16 protein-coding genes are annotated in these 18,878 nt (G+C 59.5%); 9 read left to right on the top strand and 7 right to left on the bottom strand.

What is annotated here, in order from left to right; all coding sequences use genetic code 11:
• Window positions 1–34: 34 nt before the first annotated feature.
• The 4 genes from trkA to def form a co-directional block, all read right to left on the bottom strand.
• Window positions 35–1,408 carry a Trk system potassium transporter TrkA gene (gene trkA, locus IEV54_RS06015; protein WP_150276425.1) on the bottom strand — a complete coding sequence of 458 codons (1,374 nt, stop codon included), beginning with the start codon at window positions 1,406–1,408 and terminating at the stop codon, window positions 35–37.
• Entirely contained in the window at window positions 1,405–2,757 is a 1,353-nt protein-coding gene (gene rsmB / locus IEV54_RS06010) for a 16S rRNA (cytosine(967)-C(5))-methyltransferase RsmB (protein ID WP_150276424.1), read from the bottom strand. Before rsmB ends, trkA begins: the two co-directional genes overlap by 4 nt.
• Window positions 2,754–3,707 carry a methionyl-tRNA formyltransferase gene (gene fmt / locus IEV54_RS06005; RefSeq protein WP_150276423.1) on the bottom strand — a complete coding sequence of 318 codons (954 nt, stop codon included), beginning with the start codon at window positions 3,705–3,707 and terminating at the stop codon, window positions 2,754–2,756. The genes rsmB and fmt overlap by 4 nt, the downstream gene beginning before the upstream one ends.
• Window positions 3,708–3,773: 66 nt before the next feature.
• Window positions 3,774–4,286, bottom strand: coding sequence for a peptide deformylase (def, locus tag IEV54_RS06000; RefSeq protein ID WP_150276422.1), 513 nt, complete (start codon window positions 4,284–4,286; stop codon window positions 3,774–3,776).
• Window positions 4,287–4,424: 138 nt separating this feature from the next.
• Between def and IEV54_RS05995 the strand changes: the two genes are divergently transcribed.
• The 5 genes from IEV54_RS05995 to aroE all read left to right on the top strand — a co-directional run bounded on the left by IEV54_RS05995 (window position 4,425) and on the right by aroE (window position 9,046).
• Window positions 4,425–5,450, top strand: coding sequence for a LysM peptidoglycan-binding domain-containing protein (locus tag IEV54_RS05995; protein ID WP_150276421.1), 1,026 nt, complete (start codon window positions 4,425–4,427; stop codon window positions 5,448–5,450).
• Between the two features lie 52 nt (window positions 5,451–5,502).
• A complete protein-coding gene (dprA, locus tag IEV54_RS05990) occupies window positions 5,503–6,621 on the top strand; it encodes a DNA-processing protein DprA (protein WP_150276420.1) in 1,119 nt (372 codons plus the stop codon).
• 119 nt (window positions 6,622–6,740) lie between these two features.
• A complete protein-coding gene (gene tsaC, locus IEV54_RS05985) occupies window positions 6,741–7,298 on the top strand; it encodes an L-threonylcarbamoyladenylate synthase type 1 TsaC (protein ID WP_150276419.1) in 558 nt (185 codons plus the stop codon).
• A gap of 18 nt (window positions 7,299–7,316) precedes the next feature.
• Window positions 7,317–8,240, top strand: a complete 924-nt coding sequence (gene hemF, locus IEV54_RS05980; protein WP_150276720.1) for an oxygen-dependent coproporphyrinogen oxidase — start codon at window positions 7,317–7,319, stop codon at window positions 8,238–8,240.
• Window positions 8,240–9,046: a shikimate dehydrogenase gene (gene aroE, locus IEV54_RS05975; protein WP_150276418.1), complete on the top strand. Its 807-nt coding sequence runs from the start codon at window positions 8,240–8,242 to the stop codon at window positions 9,044–9,046. Before hemF ends, aroE begins: the two co-directional genes overlap by 1 nt.
• Here aroE and IEV54_RS05970 read toward each other — a convergent pair.
• From IEV54_RS05970 to trpB, 3 genes are all read right to left on the bottom strand, one after another.
• Window positions 9,043–9,234 (bottom strand): hypothetical protein, encoded by a 192-nt coding sequence (locus IEV54_RS05970; RefSeq protein ID WP_150276417.1) that lies wholly within the window; start codon window positions 9,232–9,234, stop codon window positions 9,043–9,045. The genes aroE and IEV54_RS05970 overlap by 4 nt on opposite strands.
• Before the next feature lie 94 nt (window positions 9,235–9,328).
• Window positions 9,329–10,141 carry a tryptophan synthase subunit alpha gene (trpA, locus tag IEV54_RS05965; protein WP_150276416.1) on the bottom strand — a complete coding sequence of 271 codons (813 nt, stop codon included), beginning with the start codon at window positions 10,139–10,141 and terminating at the stop codon, window positions 9,329–9,331.
• Window positions 10,138–11,349: a tryptophan synthase subunit beta gene (gene trpB, locus IEV54_RS05960; RefSeq protein WP_150276415.1), complete on the bottom strand. Its 1,212-nt coding sequence runs from the start codon at window positions 11,347–11,349 to the stop codon at window positions 10,138–10,140. Before trpB ends, trpA begins: the two co-directional genes overlap by 4 nt.
• Window positions 11,350–11,462: 113 nt before the next feature.
• Between trpB and IEV54_RS05955 the strand changes: the two genes are divergently transcribed.
• From IEV54_RS05955 to IEV54_RS05940, 4 genes are read left to right on the top strand one after another with little or no spacing between them, the layout of a single operon-like run.
• A complete protein-coding gene (locus tag IEV54_RS05955) occupies window positions 11,463–12,344 on the top strand; it encodes a LysR family transcriptional regulator (RefSeq protein WP_150276414.1) in 882 nt (293 codons plus the stop codon).
• Window positions 12,341–13,486 carry an aminopeptidase gene (locus IEV54_RS05950; protein WP_223825353.1) on the top strand — a complete coding sequence of 382 codons (1,146 nt, stop codon included), beginning with the start codon at window positions 12,341–12,343 and terminating at the stop codon, window positions 13,484–13,486. Before IEV54_RS05955 ends, IEV54_RS05950 begins: the two co-directional genes overlap by 4 nt.
• 27 nt (window positions 13,487–13,513) lie before the next feature.
• Window positions 13,514–16,906 carry a bifunctional diguanylate cyclase/phosphodiesterase gene (locus IEV54_RS05945; protein WP_150276412.1) on the top strand — a complete coding sequence of 1,131 codons (3,393 nt, stop codon included), beginning with the start codon at window positions 13,514–13,516 and terminating at the stop codon, window positions 16,904–16,906.
• Window positions 16,903–18,864, top strand: a complete 1,962-nt coding sequence (locus IEV54_RS05940; protein ID WP_150276411.1) for an acetoacetate--CoA ligase — start codon at window positions 16,903–16,905, stop codon at window positions 18,862–18,864. The genes IEV54_RS05945 and IEV54_RS05940 overlap by 4 nt, the downstream gene beginning before the upstream one ends.
• The last annotated feature ends 14 nt before the right edge of the window (window positions 18,865–18,878 follow it).

The following is an 18,878-nucleotide window of genomic DNA, read 5'->3' as shown; positions in this document are numbered from 1 at the left end:
GGCGTTTACCTGCGAGTCGGAGTCAGGGGAGTCATCAGAAAAAGGTCAGGCCGACCTGGAACAGGCGCTCGACGTCGCGGATATGTCTCTTGTCGATCACAAACAGAATCACATGATCCTCGGACTCGATCAGGGTGTTGTCGTGGGCAATGAGAACTTCCTCGCCGCGCACTACCGCGCCGATGGTCGTACCCGGCGGCAGGTCGATCTCACCGATCATCTTGCCGACGACTTTTGAGGAGCGGGAGTCGCCGTGTGCCACAGCTTCGATTGCCTCGGCGGCACCGCGGCGCAGCGAGTAGACGTTGACAATATCCCCACGCCGCACATGGGTCAGCAGCGTGCCGATCGTTGCCTGGGACGGCGAGATGGCGATATCGATCTCGCCGCCCTGGACCAGATCTACATAGGCGGGATTATTGATCAGAGCCATCACCTTGCGTGCGCCCAGTCGCTTGGCCAACATGGAAGACATGATATTGGCTTCGTCATCGTTGGTCAGGGCGCAGAATATATCCACGTCCTTGATATTTTCTTCGAGCAGCAATTCCTTGTCCGAAGCACTGCCGTGCAGGACGACGGTCTTGTCCAGATTCTGCGACAGATAGTCGGCCCGCGACTTGTTCTTTTCAATAATACGCACCTGGTAGCGATTCTCGATCGCTTCAGCCAGGCGTTCGCCGATGTTGCCGCCGCCGGCGATAAGCACCCGCTTGTAGTTCTTCTCCAGGCGTCGCAGTTCGCTCATCACCGCGCGTATGTCGTGGGTCGCGGCGAGAAAGAACACCTCGTCGTCAGCTTCGATAATGGTGTCGCCACGGGGGATGATTGGCCGATCCTTGCGGAATATTGCCGCGACCCGGGTATCCACACCGGGCATGTGCTGGCGCAAAAAGCGCAGTTCCTGACCAACCAGGGGGCCGCCATAGTAGGCACGCACCGCCACCAACTGAACCTTGCCCTCGGCGAAATCCAGTACCTGCAGGGCGCCTGGATGTTCGATAAGGCGTTTCACATAGGTGGTGACGGCCTGTTCCGGGCTGATCAGTACATCAATAGGTATCGATTCGTTATGAAAGAGGCCACCGCGAGTCAGATAAGCGGACTCGCGTATGCGGGCAATTTTTGTCGGGGTGCGAAACAGGGTGTAGGCGACCTGGCAAGCAATCATGTTGGTTTCATCACTGCTGGTGACCGCGATGAGCATGTCGGCATCATCCGCGCCGGCCTGGCGCAGAACGGTCGGGAACGACCCGCGGCCCACCACGGTACGGATATCCAGGCGGTCACCCAATTCGCGCAGGCGGGTGCTGTCGGTGTCGATCACAGTGATGTCGTTGGCTTCGCTGGCCAGCTCGGCAGCCAGACTGCCACCCACCTGGCCGGCGCCGAGAATGATGATCTTCATATTGCGGACGTCCCCTTGTCTTGCGCAGTGTAGCCGGTGACTGCAGAGTCGGCGCCCATTTTTACCAGCTTGGCCAGGTAGAAGCCATCATGGCAGGTGTTATCAGGTAGCAATTGGCGACCGTGGGGTTGCGCCAATCCGTAGGGGCCTGCAACAGGCAGTTCCCTGGCAGTGGGTTGTCGATCCAGGAAAGCGCCGATCACCTGACTGTTTTCCTCGGGTAACACCGAGCAGGTGGCATAAACCAGGATGCCGCCCACATCCAGCGTCTGCCAGAGCGCGTCGAGCAATTCGCCCTGCAACGCCGCCAACGCCGGTATGTCTTCGGCCTGACGAGTCAGTTTGATATCCGGATGGCGACGAATCACGCCCGTGGCAGAACAGGGGGCATCCAGCAGAATACGCTGGAACGGCTTGCTGTCCCACCAGGCTGCAAGCTCCCGGGCATCAGCCGCCTTGAGTTGCGCGCGCAATCCGAGACGCCGCAGGTTGTCGCTTACCCGTTCCAGTCTTTTGGGCTCCAGATCCAGAGCAACCAGCTCCATCAGGTCCGGCTCCTGTTCCAGAATATGGCAGGTCTTGCCCCCGGGGGCGCAGCAGGCATCCAGTACGCGCTGCCCGGCAGCCAGATCCAACAGGGGTGTAGCCAATTGCGCTGCTTCGTCCTGCACGCTCACCTCCCCCTCTGCAAAACCGGGCAGGCGGTGTACGTCGCAGGATTGCTCCAGGGTAATACCCTGGTCGCTGAATGGGGTCTCATGGGCCGGCAGGCCTGTCTCTGCCAGTTTGGTCATATAGGCCTGACGAGCAATGACACTCTGGTTCACCCGCAGGGTCATCGGTGGGTGCGCGTTGTTGGCGTTACAGATGGCCTCCCAGTGCTCCGGCCAGGCTTGCTTGAGACGTTTTTGTAACCAGCGGGGGTGGGACAGTCGAATGGTAGGGTCACGCTCCAGTGCGATGAACAGCTCTGAATGTTCTCGCTGCGCCCGGCGTAGAACGGCATTCAGCATGCCCCTGGCCCAGGGTTTCTTCAAAGCTTTGGCGGCGGTGACAGTTTCGTCGATCGCCGCGTGGGCTGGTATGCGGGTGAACAACAACTGGTACAGACCTACCAGAAGCAATGCGTGCAGATCGCGGTCTGCAGCCTTGAGCGGCTTTTCCAGCAGAGCATTTGCCAGACCATCCAGACGCTGGAACCAACGTGCGGTACCAAAGGCCAATTCCTGGGCCAAGGCCTGGTCACGGTCATTTACGTGCTGCAACTGAGCGGGAAGACTGGTACCCAGCGAGGCCTTGCCGGCCATTACTGTGGCCAGTGCATTGGCCGCAGCCAGACGCGGGCTCATTGGCCGTTGCCCAGTTGCAGGCCGGGGGCGAACTGTTCGCGGCGGGCGTTATACAGGTCGCTGAACGACAGCGGCTTACCGCCGGGGATCTGTAACCGGGTAAGGCGCAGCGCACCGCTACCGCAACCAACCAGAAGCCCGGCCTTGCTGCACTCGAGAATCCGACCCGGCGCGCCATGATCCTCGGTGGGGCTGGCTGCCAGCACCTTCAGCGTCTGGCCTTCCCACAGGGCATGGGCCAGTGGCCAGGGGTTGAAGGCCCGGATCATTCGGTCCAGCTCAATGGCGGGCCGTTGCCAGTCGATCCGGGCATCGGATTTATTCAGCTTGTGGGCATAGGTTGCCAGGCTGTCATCCTGTGATTCGGGCTTGGCAGTGCCTTTGGCCAGCAGGTCAATTGCCTGGATAACGGCCTTCGGACCCAGCTCGGCCAGACGGTCATGCAGACTGCCGCCGGTGTCAGTATCCGAAATCGGTGTCATCACCTTGAGCAGCATGGGACCGGTGTCGAGTCCCGCCTCCATTTGCATGACGGTCACGCCGCTTTCGCTGTCCCCAGCCTCTATTGCCCGCTGAATGGGCGCGGCGCCGCGCCAGCGGGGTAGCAGGGATGCATGACTGTTGATGCAGCCCAGGCGTGGCGTGTCCAGAACTGCCTGCGGAAGAATCAGGCCGTAGGCCACCACTACCAGCAGATCCGGTGCCAGGGTGCTCAGCTCCTGTTGTGCAAGAGGGTCGCGCAGACTCGCCGGCTGATACACCGGTAGGCCGTGTTGCAACGCCAGTTCCTTGACCGCGCTGACCTGAAGTTTCTGGCCGCGTCCTGCCGGCCGGTCTGGCTGGCTATACACCGCGATAATGTCGAGATCCGCATCAAGCATGGCTTGCAGGTGGGCGGCGGCGAATTCCGGTGTACCGGCGAAAACGATGCGAAGATCTGAAGAGTTCATGCGGCTCCCGCTGCGGGCAAACAAAAAGGCTTGCCGAAGCAAGCCCTTGGATCTACGAACAAAACCTTAGGCACTGGCCTGCTGCTTGTGCAATTTTTCCAGCTTCTTGCGAATCCGGTCGCGCTTGAGGTTGGACAGATAGTCGACGAACAACTTGCCGTTGAGGTGGTCACATTCATGTTGAATGCACACCGCAAGCAAGCCCTCGCAAATCTCATCAAAGGGTTCACCATCACGCCCCAGGGCGCGAACTCGCACTCGCTCCGGCCTGGTGACGGTTTCATAGAAGCCGGGGACCGACAGACAGCCTTCCTGCATCTCTTCCAGGTCCTCGGTCAGAGGTTCCAGATCGGGGTTGATGAAAACCCGCGGCTCACTCCTGTCTTCGGACAAGTCGATCACCACTACACGTTCGTGCACATTGACCTGACTGGCAGCCAGACCGATGCCGGGAGCCTCGTACATGGTCTCGAACATGTCATCCACCAGTTGGCGGATTCGGTCATCAACCTTGTCGACGGGCTTGGCTACGGTACGCAAGCGTGGGTCGGGAAATTCCAGAATGTTTAATATGGCCATGTCAGTTTGTGATGCAGTTGTGGAATAAAGCTAAATTGTGCTGCTAAGATGATGAGCAGCTAGGAAATAACACAGGTCTGGCATGTCTAATGCGCCTTCAGACCGAATGCTGGCCTCTATAATAAAGGGATTCATGTCATGAGGAAAACATTAGTCGGCCTTCTGTTGCTCTCGATGAGCTTTTGGGTGCAGGCACAGGAGCCGGTATTCAGGGATGGCCATCCGCAAACCTATGAGGTCGTCAAGGGCGATACCCTGTGGGACATCGCCGGGCGCTTCCTGAATCTGCCCTGGAAGTGGCCGGAAGTCTGGCACGCCAACCCACAGATCAGCAACCCGCATCTGATTTATCCCGGCGATCTGATTTCGCTGGTTTACATTGATGGCCAGCCACGTCTCACCGTTGGCCGGGGCCAGGGAGGCACCATCAAGTTGTCCCCTACCGTGCGATTCCAGCCTATCGCCGAAGCCATACCCACTATTCCACTCGAAGCGATCAACGCCTTTCTCAAGGCCGGCCGCATTATTGACGATCCCAGTGTGCTGGAAAATGCCCCCTATATTCTTGGCGGTGAAGCACAAAGCGTGGTGGTTGGTGCCGGTAGCCGTGCCTACGCCCGCGGTCAAGTCGATCCGGATATTCGCGCAATGGGTATCTTCCGGCGTGGAACGGCTTATACCGACCCGATTACCGGAGAATTCCTGGGGATTCACGCACAGGAAATCGGCAACGGCGATGTGGTGGGTACCGAGGACGATATTGTCAGCCTCAACGTGACGCGCAGTAATCAGGAAGTACGCGTCAACGATCGTCTGCTGCAGACTGAAGAGCGCCCCATCAACTCGACGTTTTTCCCCCGCGAGCCGGCCAGCGAAATCAATGGCCTGATCATCGATGTGCCCAATGGCGTTACCCAGGTGGGTCAGTACGATGTAGTGGTGATCAACAAGGGCCTGCGTGATGGCCTTGAGCAGGGTAGCGTTCTGACCATCTACAAGACGGGTGAAATGGTGCGTGATCGCATTCAGAACGAGCGCGTGCAGCTGCCCGATGAGCGTGCCGGCATGTTGATGGTTTTCCGGCCGTACGAAAAAACCAGCTATGGCATTGTGCTCGAGTCGAGCCGTCAGATGGAAATCATGGACAAGGTTCGTAACCCCTGAACCTTTGCGGCACCGCCCTCTGGCGGTGCCTACCCCTGATCAAGGATGATCAATGTCAGTTGCTACCCCGTCCTCCCTGCAGGCGTGGCTTACTCTCTCCCTGTTGGAAGGAGTCGGGCCGCACGCCCTGACACGTCTGCTCCAGCATTTCCCTGATCCGGCCGATGCACTTGCTGCCGATCTGCTCACCCTGCAATCACTTGGGCTGCGACCTGCAGCGCTGGACATCATCCAGCGCTATCAGCAGGGGGAAGCCAAGCTGGGCACCAGGCTTGATGCTGTCTACCGCTGGCTCGAAGGTCCAGGCTGTCAGGTGGTATGTCTGAGTTCACCAGAGTATCCCGCGTTGTTGCGCGACATTCCCGACCCTCCCGCGCTGCTTTATCTGCAGGGTAATGCGCAGCTGTTGCATGACCCTCAATTGGCGATGGTCGGCACCCGTCATCCCGGCCCGCACGGTGCGGCCACCGCGCGTCAGTTTGCCCGCAGCTTTGCGGAGAGTGGTCTGGTAGTGACCAGCGGCATGGCGCTGGGTATCGACGGCGCCTGCCACCAGGGCGCGCTGGATGCAGGCGGGCAGACCATAGCGGTCTGGGGAACAGGCCTGGACAACTGTTATCCGAAACGTCACAGAACGCTTGCCAGCGCTATTGTCGAGCGTGGCGGCTTGCTGGTTTCCGAGCAACCCCCCGACGCGCCACCCCACGCCGGTCAGTTTCCCAGGCGCAACCGAATCATCAGTGGGCTAAGTCTGGGCACGCTGGTGGTGGAAGCCAGCCTGAACAGCGGGTCGCTCATTACCGCGCGCCTGGCTTTGGAGCAGAATCGCGAGGTATTTGCGATGCCTGGTTCGATCCACAGCACCCAGGCACGGGGTTGTCACCAGTTGTTGCGTGATGGCGCGCATCTGGTCGAGACCGTTCGAGACGTGCTTGAGGTACTGCGCCTGCCACTGCGTGCAGCTATCGAGGCGTATACCGATTCATCGCAGAGCGTCGATACTGCGCCGCCTGGCCTGCTTTGGCCATTGCTGGACCATAATCCCGTGAGCGTTGACTGGCTGGGTGAGCGCAGCGGTCTGCCGGTGGAGCGGGTAATGCAGGAGTTGCTGGAGCTGGAACTTGATGGTCTTGTGCAGCATACCCCGCACGGGTATTCCCGGCTGACGTGATCTGTAGCCCTTGAGCCTGAAGCGCCGCTCGGCTACTGTCTTCTTTCGTATGCTTGTTCAATGCATCTCCAAAGCCGGCAACGCCTGTGGGGTTGCGGTGGTTATCGGGGGGAGGTGGCATGTTGGCACGTTGGCGATTGATACAACTCAACCGGATTTTGCATGCCGGGGGAGTGGTTGCGTATCCCACCGAGGCGGTGTGGGGATTGGGCTGCAATCCCTGGAAAGCCGATGCAGTAGAACGCCTCCTGGACTTGAAAGATCGCCCGGTGGAAAAGGGTCTGATTCTGGTTGCCGGCGACATCGAGCAATTTGATTTTCTGCTCTGGGACTTGCCCGACGGGCTGCTCGCCAAATTAAGGCTTTCCTGGCCGGGTCCCAATACCTGGCTGGTACCCCATCGCGATCGTCTGCCGCACTGGATCACCGGCGTCCATCAGACCGTGGCGCTGCGCGTCAGCGATCATCCCCTTATTCAACAAATGTGCGAGGTGACCGGCCCGCTGGTATCCACTTCGGCCAATCCCGGAGGTCGCCCTCCCGCGCGCTCGCGACTGCGTATCGAGCAGTATTTCCATGAGTGTCTGGATGCCGTAGTTCCCGGCCCCTTGGGCAGGCAGCACAATCCCAGTATCATCCGCGACTTGCAGACTGACCAGATTATCCGTCCCGCCTGAGGTTTACCCGTGAAAGATATGCCCGATGCCAGCGACGTCGCAGCCGTCAAGCATTACCTGATGGATCTGCAGGACCGCATCTGCGCTGCCCTGGAAAATGCCGATGGTGCAGGTCGCTTTGCCGAAGAACAATGGGACCGCCCGGCTGGTGGCGGTGGTCGCTCGCGGATAATGGAAAAGGGTGCGCTGCTGGAAAAAGGCGGCGTGGGCTTTTCCCACGTGTTTGGCGATGGTATGCCGCCGTCGGCCACGGCCCACCGACCGGAGCTGGCCGGCCGGCATTTTCAGGCCATGGGCGTCTCCCTGGTAATGCATCCGGAAAACCCCCATGTGCCGACCTCTCACGCCAATGTGCGTTTCTTCATTGCCGAAAAGGAAGGCGCGGATCCGGTCTGGTGGTTTGGTGGCGGTTTTGATCTGACACCCTACTATGCCAACGAGGAAGACTGCAGACACTGGCATCAGGTCGCTCGCGACGCCTGTGCGCCTTTTGGTGATGACGTGTATCCACGCTACAAAGCCTGGTGTGACGAGTACTTTCATCTCAAGCATCGCCAGGAACAACGTGGTGTGGGTGGGTTGTTTTTCGATGACCTCAACGAATGGGGATTCGAACGCAGCTTCGAGTTTCTCCGTGCGGTGGGAGACGCCTACATCGAAGCGTACCTGCCAGTGGTCGAGCGCCGGCGCGGCGCGCAATACACCGCCGAGCAGAAGGCTTTTCAGGAGTACCGGCGCGGTCGTTACGTGGAGTTCAATCTGGTGTATGACCGTGGCACCCTGTTTGGTTTGCAAACCGGTGGTCGCACCGAGTCTATTCTGATGTCGTTGCCGCCAGTGGTGCGCTGGGACTACAACTGGCATCCCGCACCGGGCACACCGGAAGCGCGCCTGACCGATGAGTTTCTGGTGGCACGGGACTGGCTCGGAGAGGTGCACTGATGGACCGTTACGCGGTAATTGGCAATCCGATCGGGCATAGCAAGTCGCCGCAAATCCATCGCATGTTCGGCGAACAGACCGGTCAGCCCATTGCCTATGAAGCATTATTGGCGCCGCTGGATGACTTTGCCGGAACGCTGCGCGAATTTCTGGCCGAGGGGCTGGGCGTCAACGTCACAGTGCCGTTCAAGGAGCAGGCCTGGGCGCTGGTTGATCAGCATACCCCTGCCGCGGAACGCGCCGGAGCGGTGAATACGATTCAGCGTCTGGATGACGGTAGACTGTTGGGCGATAACACCGATGGTAAAGGCCTGGTGAGGGATATCCAGCACAACGCTGGATTGGCTTTGGCAGGGCTCAAGGTACTGCTGGTTGGCGCTGGTGGTGCGGCACGGGGAGTGATTCAGCCGCTGCTTGCCGCCGGGCCTTCACAGCTGTGCATCGTTAACCGCACCGTGAGCAAGGCCGAGGAACTAGCTGCGCTGTTCGCCGATCAGGGCCCGATCAGCGCAGCTGGTTTTCAGTGGATTGAGGAGCCGGTCGATCTGATCATCAACGCAACCTCAGCCAGTCTCGCCGGTGACCTGCCGGATATCTCCCCCAACCTGATTCGCCCGGGACATACCTGGTGTTACGACATGATGTACGCCAGTGAAGCGACCGCATTCAATCGCTGGGCTGCCGAGCAAGGTGCAGCGCGGTGCCTGGATGGTTTGGGGATGTTGGTCGAACAGGCCGCTGAAGCTTTCCTGCTCTGGCGCGGCGTGCGGCCCGATACCGCGCCGGTGCTCAAAGCCCTACGCTAAAGTCCGGGCCGGTGGGCTGGTGGGCTGGGAATGTCGAGTTCCACCTCGACAAAGTGCCAGTCAGAAACACCCACAGCCGAGATGGAACTCGGCAACTCCCAGGCGGCGACGTGCACTCCGGGAGCGTCGAGTTCCATCTCGACCAGCGGCGTTGCTGCTACCACCCTGCCGAGGCAGAGCCCGGCCACTCCCAGGGGCCTCCCGGGAATGTCGAGTTCCACCTCGACAGAGAGTCAGCCGCAAACACCATTGGCCGAGATGGAACTCAGCCTTTCTGTTGAGCTAGTTTCTTGCGTGGCGTACCGCGTTAGCCAGGTCTGAGACCAGGTTCAGCACGTCATTGACTCCCTGCTCAGGGGTTTCTGCCTTGGCTATGCAATCCACCAGCGCCGAACCAACTACCACTCCCTCGGCATCCAGGGCAAAACGCGCCGCCTGCTCCGGCGTGCGCACACCAAAGCCTACGCACACTGGAATCTCGGTCTGCTGGCGAATCGCGCCGATCGCATCCCGCACGGTGGCATTATCCGCCTGGCCAACGCCGGTCACGCCGTTGAGCGACACGTAGTAGAGGAAGCCGCTGGCATGGTCGAGCACTGCCGGCAGGCGTTTCGCATCGGTGGTCGGCGTGGCCATGCGAATCATGTCCAGACCGGCCTCACGGGCCAGGGGCCCCAGCTCGCTGTCGTGTTCAGCGGGCAGATCGACCACCAGCAGACCATCGACGCCGGCTTCGCGCGCATCGCGCATGAAGTTATCCGGACCATAGCGGTAGATCGGGTTGTAGTAGCCCATCAGCACGATCGGTGTGGTCTGGTCTTCGACGCGGAACTGCCGGACCATTTCCAGGGTTTTCAGTTGCGTCTGCCCGGCCTTGAGGGCGCGCACGGCGGCGGCCTGGATGGTCGGGCCGTCAGCCATTGGGTCGCTGAAGGGCATGCCCAGCTCGATAATGTCTGCGCCGGCGCCGGGCAACTGCTTGAGCAGTGCCAGGCTGGCATCATGGCCGGGGTCGCCGGCGCAGATGTAGGTCACCAGTGCGGCGCGGTTGGCACTTTTCAGTTCGGCGAAGCGACCAGCTAAACGGGATGTCATGCCTTCTCCTCCATCAGACGCAATACGGTTGGCATATCCTTGTCGCCACGCCCGGACAGGCAGACGACCATGATGTGATCCTTGGGCAGGTGCGGCGCACGCTTGGCTACTTCGGCCAGCGCGTGGGCGGTTTCCAGTGCAGGAATGATGCCTTCCTGACGGCAACAGACGTGGAATGCCTCCAGGGCTTCGGTATCGGTCACTGCGGCGTAATCGACGCGGCCCTGCTCATGCAACCAGGCATGCTCAGGGCCGATTCCCGGATAATCCAGACCGGCAGACACGGAGTGCGCATCGGTGATCTGACCATCGGTGTCCTGCAACAGGTAGGTGCGGTTACCATGCAGCACACCAGCGATACCTCCCTTGAGGCTGGCCGCGTGCTTGCCACTGTCCAGACCTTCGCCGGCCGCTTCGACCCCGATCAATTGCACGCTCGGGTCATCGAGGAACGCGTGGAACAGTCCCATCGCATTGGACCCGCCGCCAATGCAGGCAATCAGGCTGTCCGGCAAACGACCCTCGCGGGCCTGCATCTGCACGCGAGCCTCGCGACCTATCACGGCCTGAAACTCACGGACCATGGTGGGGTAGGGATGTGGCCCGGCTACGGTGCCGATCATGTAGAAGGTGTTGTCGACGTTAGTGACCCAGTCGCGCAGGGCCTCGTTCATCGCATCTTTCAGGGTGCCGGTACCGGATGTGACGGGAATGATTTCGGCGCCCATCAAACGCATGCGCGAGACGTTGTCACGCTGGCGGTCAATATCGGTTGCGCCCATGTAGACCACGCAGGGCAAGCCAAAGCGTGCGGCGACAGTGGCCGTGGCAACGCCGTGCATGCCGGCGCCGGTTTCGGCAATGATGCGGGTCTTGCCCATGCGCTTGGCCAGCAGCACCTGACCAATACAGTTGTTGATCTTGTGCGCACCGGTGTGGTTAAGCTCTTCGCGCTTGAAATAGATTTTCGCACCGCCGTACAGCTCGGTCAGCCGCTCCGCATAATACAGCGGGCTGGGACGGCCAACGAATTCGGCCTGGAAACGGTCCAGCTCGGCGAGAAAATTCGGCTCCGCGAGTGCGGTGTTGAAGGCCTCTTCAAGATCAAGAATCAGCGGCATCAGGGACTCGGCAACGAAGCGCCCGCCGAAGGAGCCAAACTGGCCCTGGGCATCTGCCCCACGGGTAAAGGTGCTGGTGTTCTGCATGATCGGTACCTTCATCTGGAATACGTTTTGGAATGCACCCACCTTAGGGCAGGCGGCATAGGAAAAAAACCGATAAGATAGCTGAAACCTGTGAGAAAAAGTGACGTATCGCCATGAGCCGAGATCTACCCTCACTCAACGCATTGCGCGTATTCGAAACGGCTGCGCGGCTGGAAAGCGTGAGCCAGGCGGCGCAAGTGCTGCATGTGACCCACGGCGCAGTCAGTCGCCAGATCCGCACCCTGGAAGCGGAGCTGGGAGTAGCCCTGTTCGAGAAGGCGGGTCGTGGCGTGCAATTGACCAACGCCGGCCGGCGGCTGCGCGATGCCAGTCGCGAAGCGCTGGATAGTCTGCGCACGGTGTGTGCAGAGATCAGTCAGAGTCAGGTGAGTGCACCTTTCCTTCTTGCCTGTCCGGGCAGCTTGCTGGCGCGTTGGTTTATTCCGCGTCTGGACCGGTTGAACGCTGAGCTTCCAGCGCTGAATCTGCACCTCTCCGCCAGCGAAGGTGAGCTGGATCCGCGCAAGCCGGGTGTCAGCGCAACGTTGCTGTTTGCCGAGCCGCCCTGGCCTGCAGACATGCAGGTGTATCCGCTGATCGCTGAACGTATCGGACCGGTATTCAGTCCGCGCTATGGGCGAGCGGCGTCGATTGCCGAGCAGCCCCCCAGTGCACTGGTGAACGAACCCCTGTTACATACCCTCTCGCGCCCCGGCGCCTGGGCTGACTGGGCGCGGGCGCTGGGGCTCGAACCACAAACCCTGCGCCAGGGCCAGGGCTTCGAGCATTTGTATTACCTTCTTGAGGCGGCCCTTTCTGGGCTGGGAGTGGCGATCGCCCCTGAGTTGCTGGTAGCTGATGACATTGCCAATGGCCGCTTGCTCGCTCCCTGGGGGTTCACCGAAACATCCAATCAGCTGGCGCTATGGAGCCCTTCACGACAACCGCAGGCACAGGTCCGCGAGCTGGCGAACTGGCTGAAGGTCAATCTGTGAAGAGCCTCTATCTGACGATACTCACCGTTGCGCTGCTCGGTGGGTGTAGCAGTATCGCCTTCGTCCAGCAATCTTGGCAGGGCCAGCGCAACGTGATGGCGCTGAGTGTGCCCATTGTCGACTTGTTGGAAAGTCCCGGCACCGATCCCGCTCTCAAGATGCGCCTGGCCCAGGCGCTCGACGCACGCCGGTTTGCCAGCAATGTGCTCGGGTTGCCGGACAATGCCAGTTACACCCGGTACAGCGCCCTGCCCCGGGATTACGTGCTGTGGAATCTGTTCGTCACGCCGGAACTCTCGCTAGAGCCTGTTCAGCACTGCTATCTGTTTACCGGATGCCTGGCCTACAAGGGCTATTTTACTCCCGAGGCGGCGCAAGGCGCGGCGCAGCATTGGCGGCAAGAGGGTATGGACGTTTTTATTGGTGACATTCCAGCCTACTCGACCCTGGGCTGGTATGACGACCCGCTGCTCAGTTCCATGCTCAACTGGGATGATGATTATGTTGCCCTGACGCTGTTTCACGAATTGGCGCATCAGCGTTTTTATGTGAAGGACGAGACTGCTTTCAACGAATCATTTGCCAATTTCGTTGGCAGTGAAGGTCTGCGCCAGTGGCGAGCCAGTCGGGGGCTGGCGCCACCGGATCCCGAGCTCGAGCAGCAGCAGGCTGAGTTTACCCGGCTGGTCATGGCTACACGGGAAAGCCTGCGGGAGATCTACGCCAGCGAACAACCTGATGTGGCCAAACGGATAGCAAAGGAAAAGGCGTTTTTCCGTCTGCAAACGGACTACAGGCAGTGGAAGACAGAATGCTGGGAAAGCAGCCCACGATTTGACGGCTGGTTCGCGCAAGAGCTGAACAATGCCAGCCTGTTACCCTTTGGACTTTATGATCAGTGGGTGCCGGCTTTTGCTATGCTCTTTGAACAGACTGGAAAAGATTGGCAGGCTTTTTATCAGGCAGTAGAAGAAATGGGGAGTTCGACCTCGGCGGGCCGTGAGCAAGCGCTGCTCGCACTGCTGCAGGCGGCGCAAAAAAAGGGTGAGGCCAGCTTGGATTCAAGAATGGATCATCGGCCTGTTTCATCTGCAGAATCAATAAAAACAAGAGAGCCAGGATGCACCCAAGAGCACCGATAACCGTATCTGGACCAGGGAAGGGTATCCATGACGGATCATGAACAACCGAGTGAAGCTGAATTGCTCAAGCCGCCCCGGGCCTACTGGTTGGTTGCACTATTGACTGGTCTGATCACCGGCGTTCTGGCTTTTATCATCGGCTACAGCCTCCATCACCACAGTCGTTTGCTGCAGGAGGAGCAGTTTGCCCAACGAGTGGAGGGATACGGACAGGGTATTTCCGATTTTGTGCTGCGTAGTCTGGGAGCTGTTTATACCCTGGGCACCCTGGTTCAAGTGTCCGATGGACAGCTAGATGATTTTCAACTGCTCGGAGACGAGCTGAGTACCTACTTCCCCGGCGCCTCCGCTCTCGCCATGGCAGAGGGTGGTGTGATCAGTCAGGTGTGGCCGCTTGCGGGGAATGAAGGGGAGCTGCAACGCGATTTGCTGCTGGATCCCGAGCGCGGTGCCGACGCCATGATGGCCCTGCAGAACAAGAGTCTTACCTTGTCCAGGCCCTTTTACCAGACTCGGGGCGGTCGCGTGATGGCCGGTCGTTTGCCCGTATTCGTCAGCGATGCCAGTGGTTCCGAGCGATTCTGGGGCTTTGTAGTCGCAATTCTCGACCTGACAACTATCCAGTCATTGCCGGAGATCCAGGCTCTGCGAGAACAGCAGTTGCGCTTTCGTCTATGGCGCCTCGATCCTAATACGGCCCAGCGGGATCTGCTGCTGCCGGTTGCTGACGAGGGAGACTTCCAACGCTCCCATGAAGTGTCATTGGAGCTGGCCAACGCCCATTGGATCCTGAGCGTTGAGCAACCTCCTAGCGTCGAGCTCTGGTTGCGGGCCTTGATCATGTTGTTGATCGGGGTCATCACCAGCTTGGCGCTGGGTTATTCGGTTCTTCAGGTGCTCACTATGCGCTGGCAGCGGCAGAATCTCACCAGCCTGGTTGCCCAGCGCACGCGCTCTGAAGTGGCGGCGCGCAATGATATGGCCGCGGTAATCCACGCCATACCCGATCTCTTGTTCGAACTGGATGCCGAAGGACGCTATTACCGTTTTTATTCCCAGCGTATTGACCTGCTGAAAATGCCGTTCCATTCGATGCAAGGCAGAACGGTACACGAAGCATTGCCGAGAGCAGCTGCGGGCCAGGTCATGACTGCTATTTCAGAGGCAGCACAAAAGGGTTGGGCAGGTGGTTACAGCTTTCCATTGGGCGATCCAGGGAGTGCCGAGGGTGAGCGCTGGTTCGAGTTGTCGGTGGCACGCAAGGCAGCGAGGCCCAATGAAACCGACCGTTTTATCGTGTTGTCCCGTGACATCACCGAGCGTAAACGGGCTGGAGAACTGAATCGGCAACTGTTAGCGCGTTACCAGTCCTTTGTCAGCGCCTCCAACACCGGGGCATGGGAATATCATGTCAGCTCAGGTCGCCTGGAGTTGAGTGACGAATATTTTCTGATGCTGGGTTTCGATCCGGTGGCGCAGGAGCGTGATCCTCAGTTCGGTTCGCTGCAGGTCTGGATCGACCTGCTCCACCCAGACGACAGAGAGTCGGCGGCCCGGCGCTTCACGAACTATTTCAGCAATCCCTCTGACAGACTGTACGAAAACCGTTTTCGTGTACGGACCGCCAAGGGTGAATGGATCTGGATTCTGGCACGGGGCCGTTTTCTGCGCGATGGGGACGGACACTTTACCGACCTCATCGTAGGCACCCATATCGACATTGACGAAACAGTGCGAGCGAGTGAGGAGCTGAAACTGGTCGGTCGGGTGTTTGAGCAAAGCAGCGAAGGATTCCTGATAACAGATGCCCGGCAGCGCATCGTCAAGGTCAACCGGGCCTTTACCGACATCACCGGCTACAGTCCCTCTGATGCGATGGGTCACACGCCGACCCTGCTGTCTTCGGGTCAGCATGACAAGGCGTTCTACCAGAGCATGTGGGCTGCCATCGAAAGTCAGGGCCACTGGCAGGGCGAGGTCTGGAACCGGCGCAAGGACGGTACCCTTTACCCGGAGTGGCTGCGCGTCAGTCGTATGCTCGATGACAATGGGGAGGCTACCCATTACGTGGCGGTCCTCAGTGACATCACCCAACGCAAGGCGGATGAACAGCATATTCACAAGCTGGCATATTTTGATGTGTTGACCGGCTTGCCTAACCGCAGCATGTTCGAGCAACGTGCCGAGCTCGCCCTGAGTCTGGCCGAGCGACATGGCAAGCACCTGGCGCTGATGTTTATCGACTTGGACAACTTCAAGAATGTCAACGATTCACTGGGTCACCAGGTCGGTGACGCGTTGCTGGTGGCCTTTGCACAGCGCTTATCGGGGTTGTTGCGTGAGGAGGACACCTTATCCCGGACCGGGGGCGATGAGTTCACGCTGATCTTGCCCGAGACGGACGCCAATGGTGCGGCACATACCGCGCAGCGCATTGCCAATGCGATGACTGAATCCATGTTCGTTGCGGGTCACGAGCTGACTGTGACGGCTTCGATTGGTATTGCCCTGTATCCGGATGATGCGCAGGACCTGGTCAATTTGCTGAGTAATGCCGACATTGCGATGTATCGGGCAAAGCAGCACGGACGCAATGGCTACAGCTTCTTCAAGCCGGAGCTGCAGACCCATTACGTGCGTACTCTGCAGATCGAGAACGCGCTACGCCATGCCATGGCCCGGGGTCAGTTGAGTGTGCATTTTCAGCCGCAACATCGCCTGACGGACGACCATCTGGTGGGAGCCGAGGCGTTGTTGCGCTGGAATCATCCCGAGTTGGGTAATATTTCGCCAGCCGAATTCATTCCGGTGGCGGAAAACAGCGGGCTGATCATTCCGATTGGTGAATGGGTGCTGGCCGAGTCGCTCAAGCACTTGCTGGTATGGCATGGCATGGGCTTTACCGATATGCGTGTAGCCGTCAATCTGTCAGCCGTGCAGTTCCGCGACAGACAGCTATTGGGCAAGATCGAAGCCCTGCTGGAAAGCACCGGCGTACCGCCGCAGGCCCTGGAGCTGGAACTGACCGAAAGCATGACCATGCAGGACCCTGAGTCCGCCATACAGATCATTGCCCGGCTCAACCGGTTGGGGCTTAATCTGGCTCTGGATGATTTCGGAACCGGCTACTCGTCCATGAGTTATCTGAAGCGCTTTCACCTGCAAAAAATCAAGATAGACCAATCTTTCATCCGTGATCTGAGTGTCGATGGTGATGACGCCGCCATTGTGAATGCGACCATCACGTTGTCCCGGAACCTGGGCATGCAGACCCTCGCCGAGGGAGTCGAGACCCAAGAGCAGCGCGACTTCCTGCGCCAGTCCGGTTGCGATTTTGTGCAGGGTTACCTGTACAGCCGGCCGCTACCGGCCGATGCCTTTATCGAATACATGACGCATTGCCGTCGGAGTGTGCCATGACGAATTTGCCCGCAGTTCTCCACACACCCACCGCCCGGACAATGAAAAGCAGTCGCATGGCCTGCTATAGAGACTGGTTACAGAACGCTAGTGAAATGCCAGGTGCCGATTACGCGGACCTCCACGCCTGGTCCATCGCTGACATCGAACGATTCTGGCGCAGCATCTGGGATTACACCGATGTGGTCAGCGCCAGCGATCCGAGTGTCGTGCTGGAGAGTCACGCGCTGCCTGGCGCGCGCTGGTTCCCACAGGCGCGCCTCAACTTTGCCGAGAACCTGCTGCGCCACGCCCTGACTAGTGACGCTACGCGGCCAGCGTTACATGCCCGTTCCGAAACCCGTGGCGATTTCACCCTCAGTCGCAGTGAGCTCCTTGCCCAGGTTGCAGCACTGGCAGCCTGGATGCGTGAGACTGGGATACAGCCAGGTGACCGTATTGCCGCGGTTGTTGCGAATGTCCCCGAAGCGATCATTGGTATGCTCGCGGCTGCCAGTATCGGCGCGGTGTGGTCTTCGGCCTCGCCAGATTTCGGCACCGCCGGCATCCTTGACCGCTTTGGCCAGATCGAGCCCAGACTGCTGATCTGCGTTAACGGCTATGGTTATGGGGGCAAGGTCTTCGATCGCACAGCCCAGGCGTTGGAGCTACGAGCCAGTATGCCCTCGGTGGAACAACTGTTGATGATCCGCAATGTACCGGATATCGCACTGCCGGATGGCGTGATCGATTGGCAAGCCGTGCAGAGCGAATATGCCGGTGCACCTCTGGAGTTTACAGCCCTGCCCTTTGATCACCCGCTATACATCCTGTACTCCTCGGGCACCACCGGCGTACCCAAATGCATCATCCATGGTGCCGGCGGCACGTTGCTGCAACATAGCAAGGAGCTGATGTTGCACGGTGATCTGGGCCCTGAGGATGTGTTGTTCTACTTCACGACCTGCGGCTGGATGATGTGGAACTGGCTGGCTTCGGGCCTGGTTACCGGCGCAGAGCTGGTGCTCTTTGATGGCAATCCGGGTTACCCCGATATGCACCGGCTATGGCAGCTGGCCGAGGATTATCGCGTCACCCATTTTGGTACCAGCGCCAAGTTTCTGGGTGGGTGTCGTAATGCTGGTCTGCAGCCAGGGCGCAGTTTTGATCTGAGCCCACTGCGCGTGCTGCTGTCGACTGGCTCGCCTCTGCTGCCCGAGGATTACGACTGGGTCTACGAGGCAGTCAAGAAAGACATGCTCTTGGGCTCGATATCCGGCGGTACCGATATCGTCTCCTGTTTTGTTGGCTGCTCGCCGCTGTTGCCGGTGCGCCGGGGCGTGATCCAGTGCCGCATGCTGGGCATGGATGTGCAGGCATTCAACGATGCAGGTCGGGCGGTGGTTGGCGAACGGGGTGAGCTGGTTTGCCTGCAGCCGGCGCCGTGCATGCCGATCGGATTCTGGAATGACCCGGACGGTAGCCGCTACCGCGCCGCATATTTCGAGCGCTTCGATGGCGTCTGGGCCCATGGCGACTATATCGAGTTCGATGACGAGGGCGGCTGTATTATCCATGGCCGCAGTGACGCCACCCTGAATCCGGGCGGGGTGCGTATCGGTACCGCCGAGATCTATCGTCAGGTGGAGACCCTGGAGGAAATCGCCGACAGTCTGGTGGTCGGGCAGGACTGGGAAGGCGACGTGCGCGTGGTGCTGCTGGTGGTCATGAACCCCGATCATCAGATGGATGAAGCCCTGCGCCAGCGCATTCGTCAACGTATCCGCGATAATGCCAGCCCACGGCATGTACCGGCGTGCATCGAGGTGGTCGAGCAGATCCCCTATACCCGCAGTGGCAAGAAAGTCGAATTGGCGGTGGCCAAGCTGTTGCGCAGAGAAGTGGTGAGTAATCGCGAAGCCATCGCCAATCCCGAGGCTCTGGACCAGATAGCCGCGAATCCCGCGCTCTGGCGCTAGCTTAAGATCATTTG

Source organism: Halopseudomonas salina, assembly GCF_014637955.1.
GTDB classification, from domain to species: domain Bacteria; phylum Pseudomonadota; class Gammaproteobacteria; order Pseudomonadales; family Pseudomonadaceae; genus Halopseudomonas; species Halopseudomonas salina.
This window is presented reverse-complemented; position numbering and strand designations above follow the sequence as displayed.

Bases quoted from the DNA above. Each gene is read 5' to 3' on its own strand.
- fmt (WP_150276423.1), bottom strand. From the start codon at position 3,707: ATGAACTCTTCAGATCTTCGCATCGTTTTCGCCGGTACACCGGAATTC.
- IEV54_RS05955 (WP_150276414.1), top strand. From the start codon at position 11,463: ATGAGCCGAGATCTACCCTCACTCAACGCATTGCGCGTATTCGAAACG.
- IEV54_RS05945 (WP_150276412.1), top strand. From the start codon at position 13,514: ATGACGGATCATGAACAACCGAGTGAAGCTGAATTGCTCAAGCCGCCC.
- trpB (WP_150276415.1), bottom strand. From the start codon at position 11,349: ATGCAGAACACCAGCACCTTTACCCGTGGGGCAGATGCCCAGGGCCAG.
- trpA (WP_150276416.1), bottom strand. From the start codon at position 10,141: ATGACATCCCGTTTAGCTGGTCGCTTCGCCGAACTGAAAAGTGCCAAC.
- trkA (WP_150276425.1), bottom strand. From the start codon at position 1,408: ATGAAGATCATCATTCTCGGCGCCGGCCAGGTGGGTGGCAGTCTGGCT.
- IEV54_RS05995 (WP_150276421.1), top strand. From the start codon at position 4,425: ATGAGGAAAACATTAGTCGGCCTTCTGTTGCTCTCGATGAGCTTTTGG.
- aroE (WP_150276418.1), top strand. From the start codon at position 8,240: ATGGACCGTTACGCGGTAATTGGCAATCCGATCGGGCATAGCAAGTCG.
- dprA (WP_150276420.1), top strand. From the start codon at position 5,503: ATGTCAGTTGCTACCCCGTCCTCCCTGCAGGCGTGGCTTACTCTCTCC.
- def (WP_150276422.1), bottom strand. From the start codon at position 4,286: ATGGCCATATTAAACATTCTGGAATTTCCCGACCCACGCTTGCGTACC.
- IEV54_RS05940 (WP_150276411.1), top strand. From the start codon at position 16,903: ATGACGAATTTGCCCGCAGTTCTCCACACACCCACCGCCCGGACAATG.
- tsaC (WP_150276419.1), top strand. From the start codon at position 6,741: ATGTTGGCACGTTGGCGATTGATACAACTCAACCGGATTTTGCATGCC.
- hemF (WP_150276720.1), top strand. From the start codon at position 7,317: ATGCCCGATGCCAGCGACGTCGCAGCCGTCAAGCATTACCTGATGGAT.
- rsmB (WP_150276424.1), bottom strand. From the start codon at position 2,757: ATGAGCCCGCGTCTGGCTGCGGCCAATGCACTGGCCACAGTAATGGCC.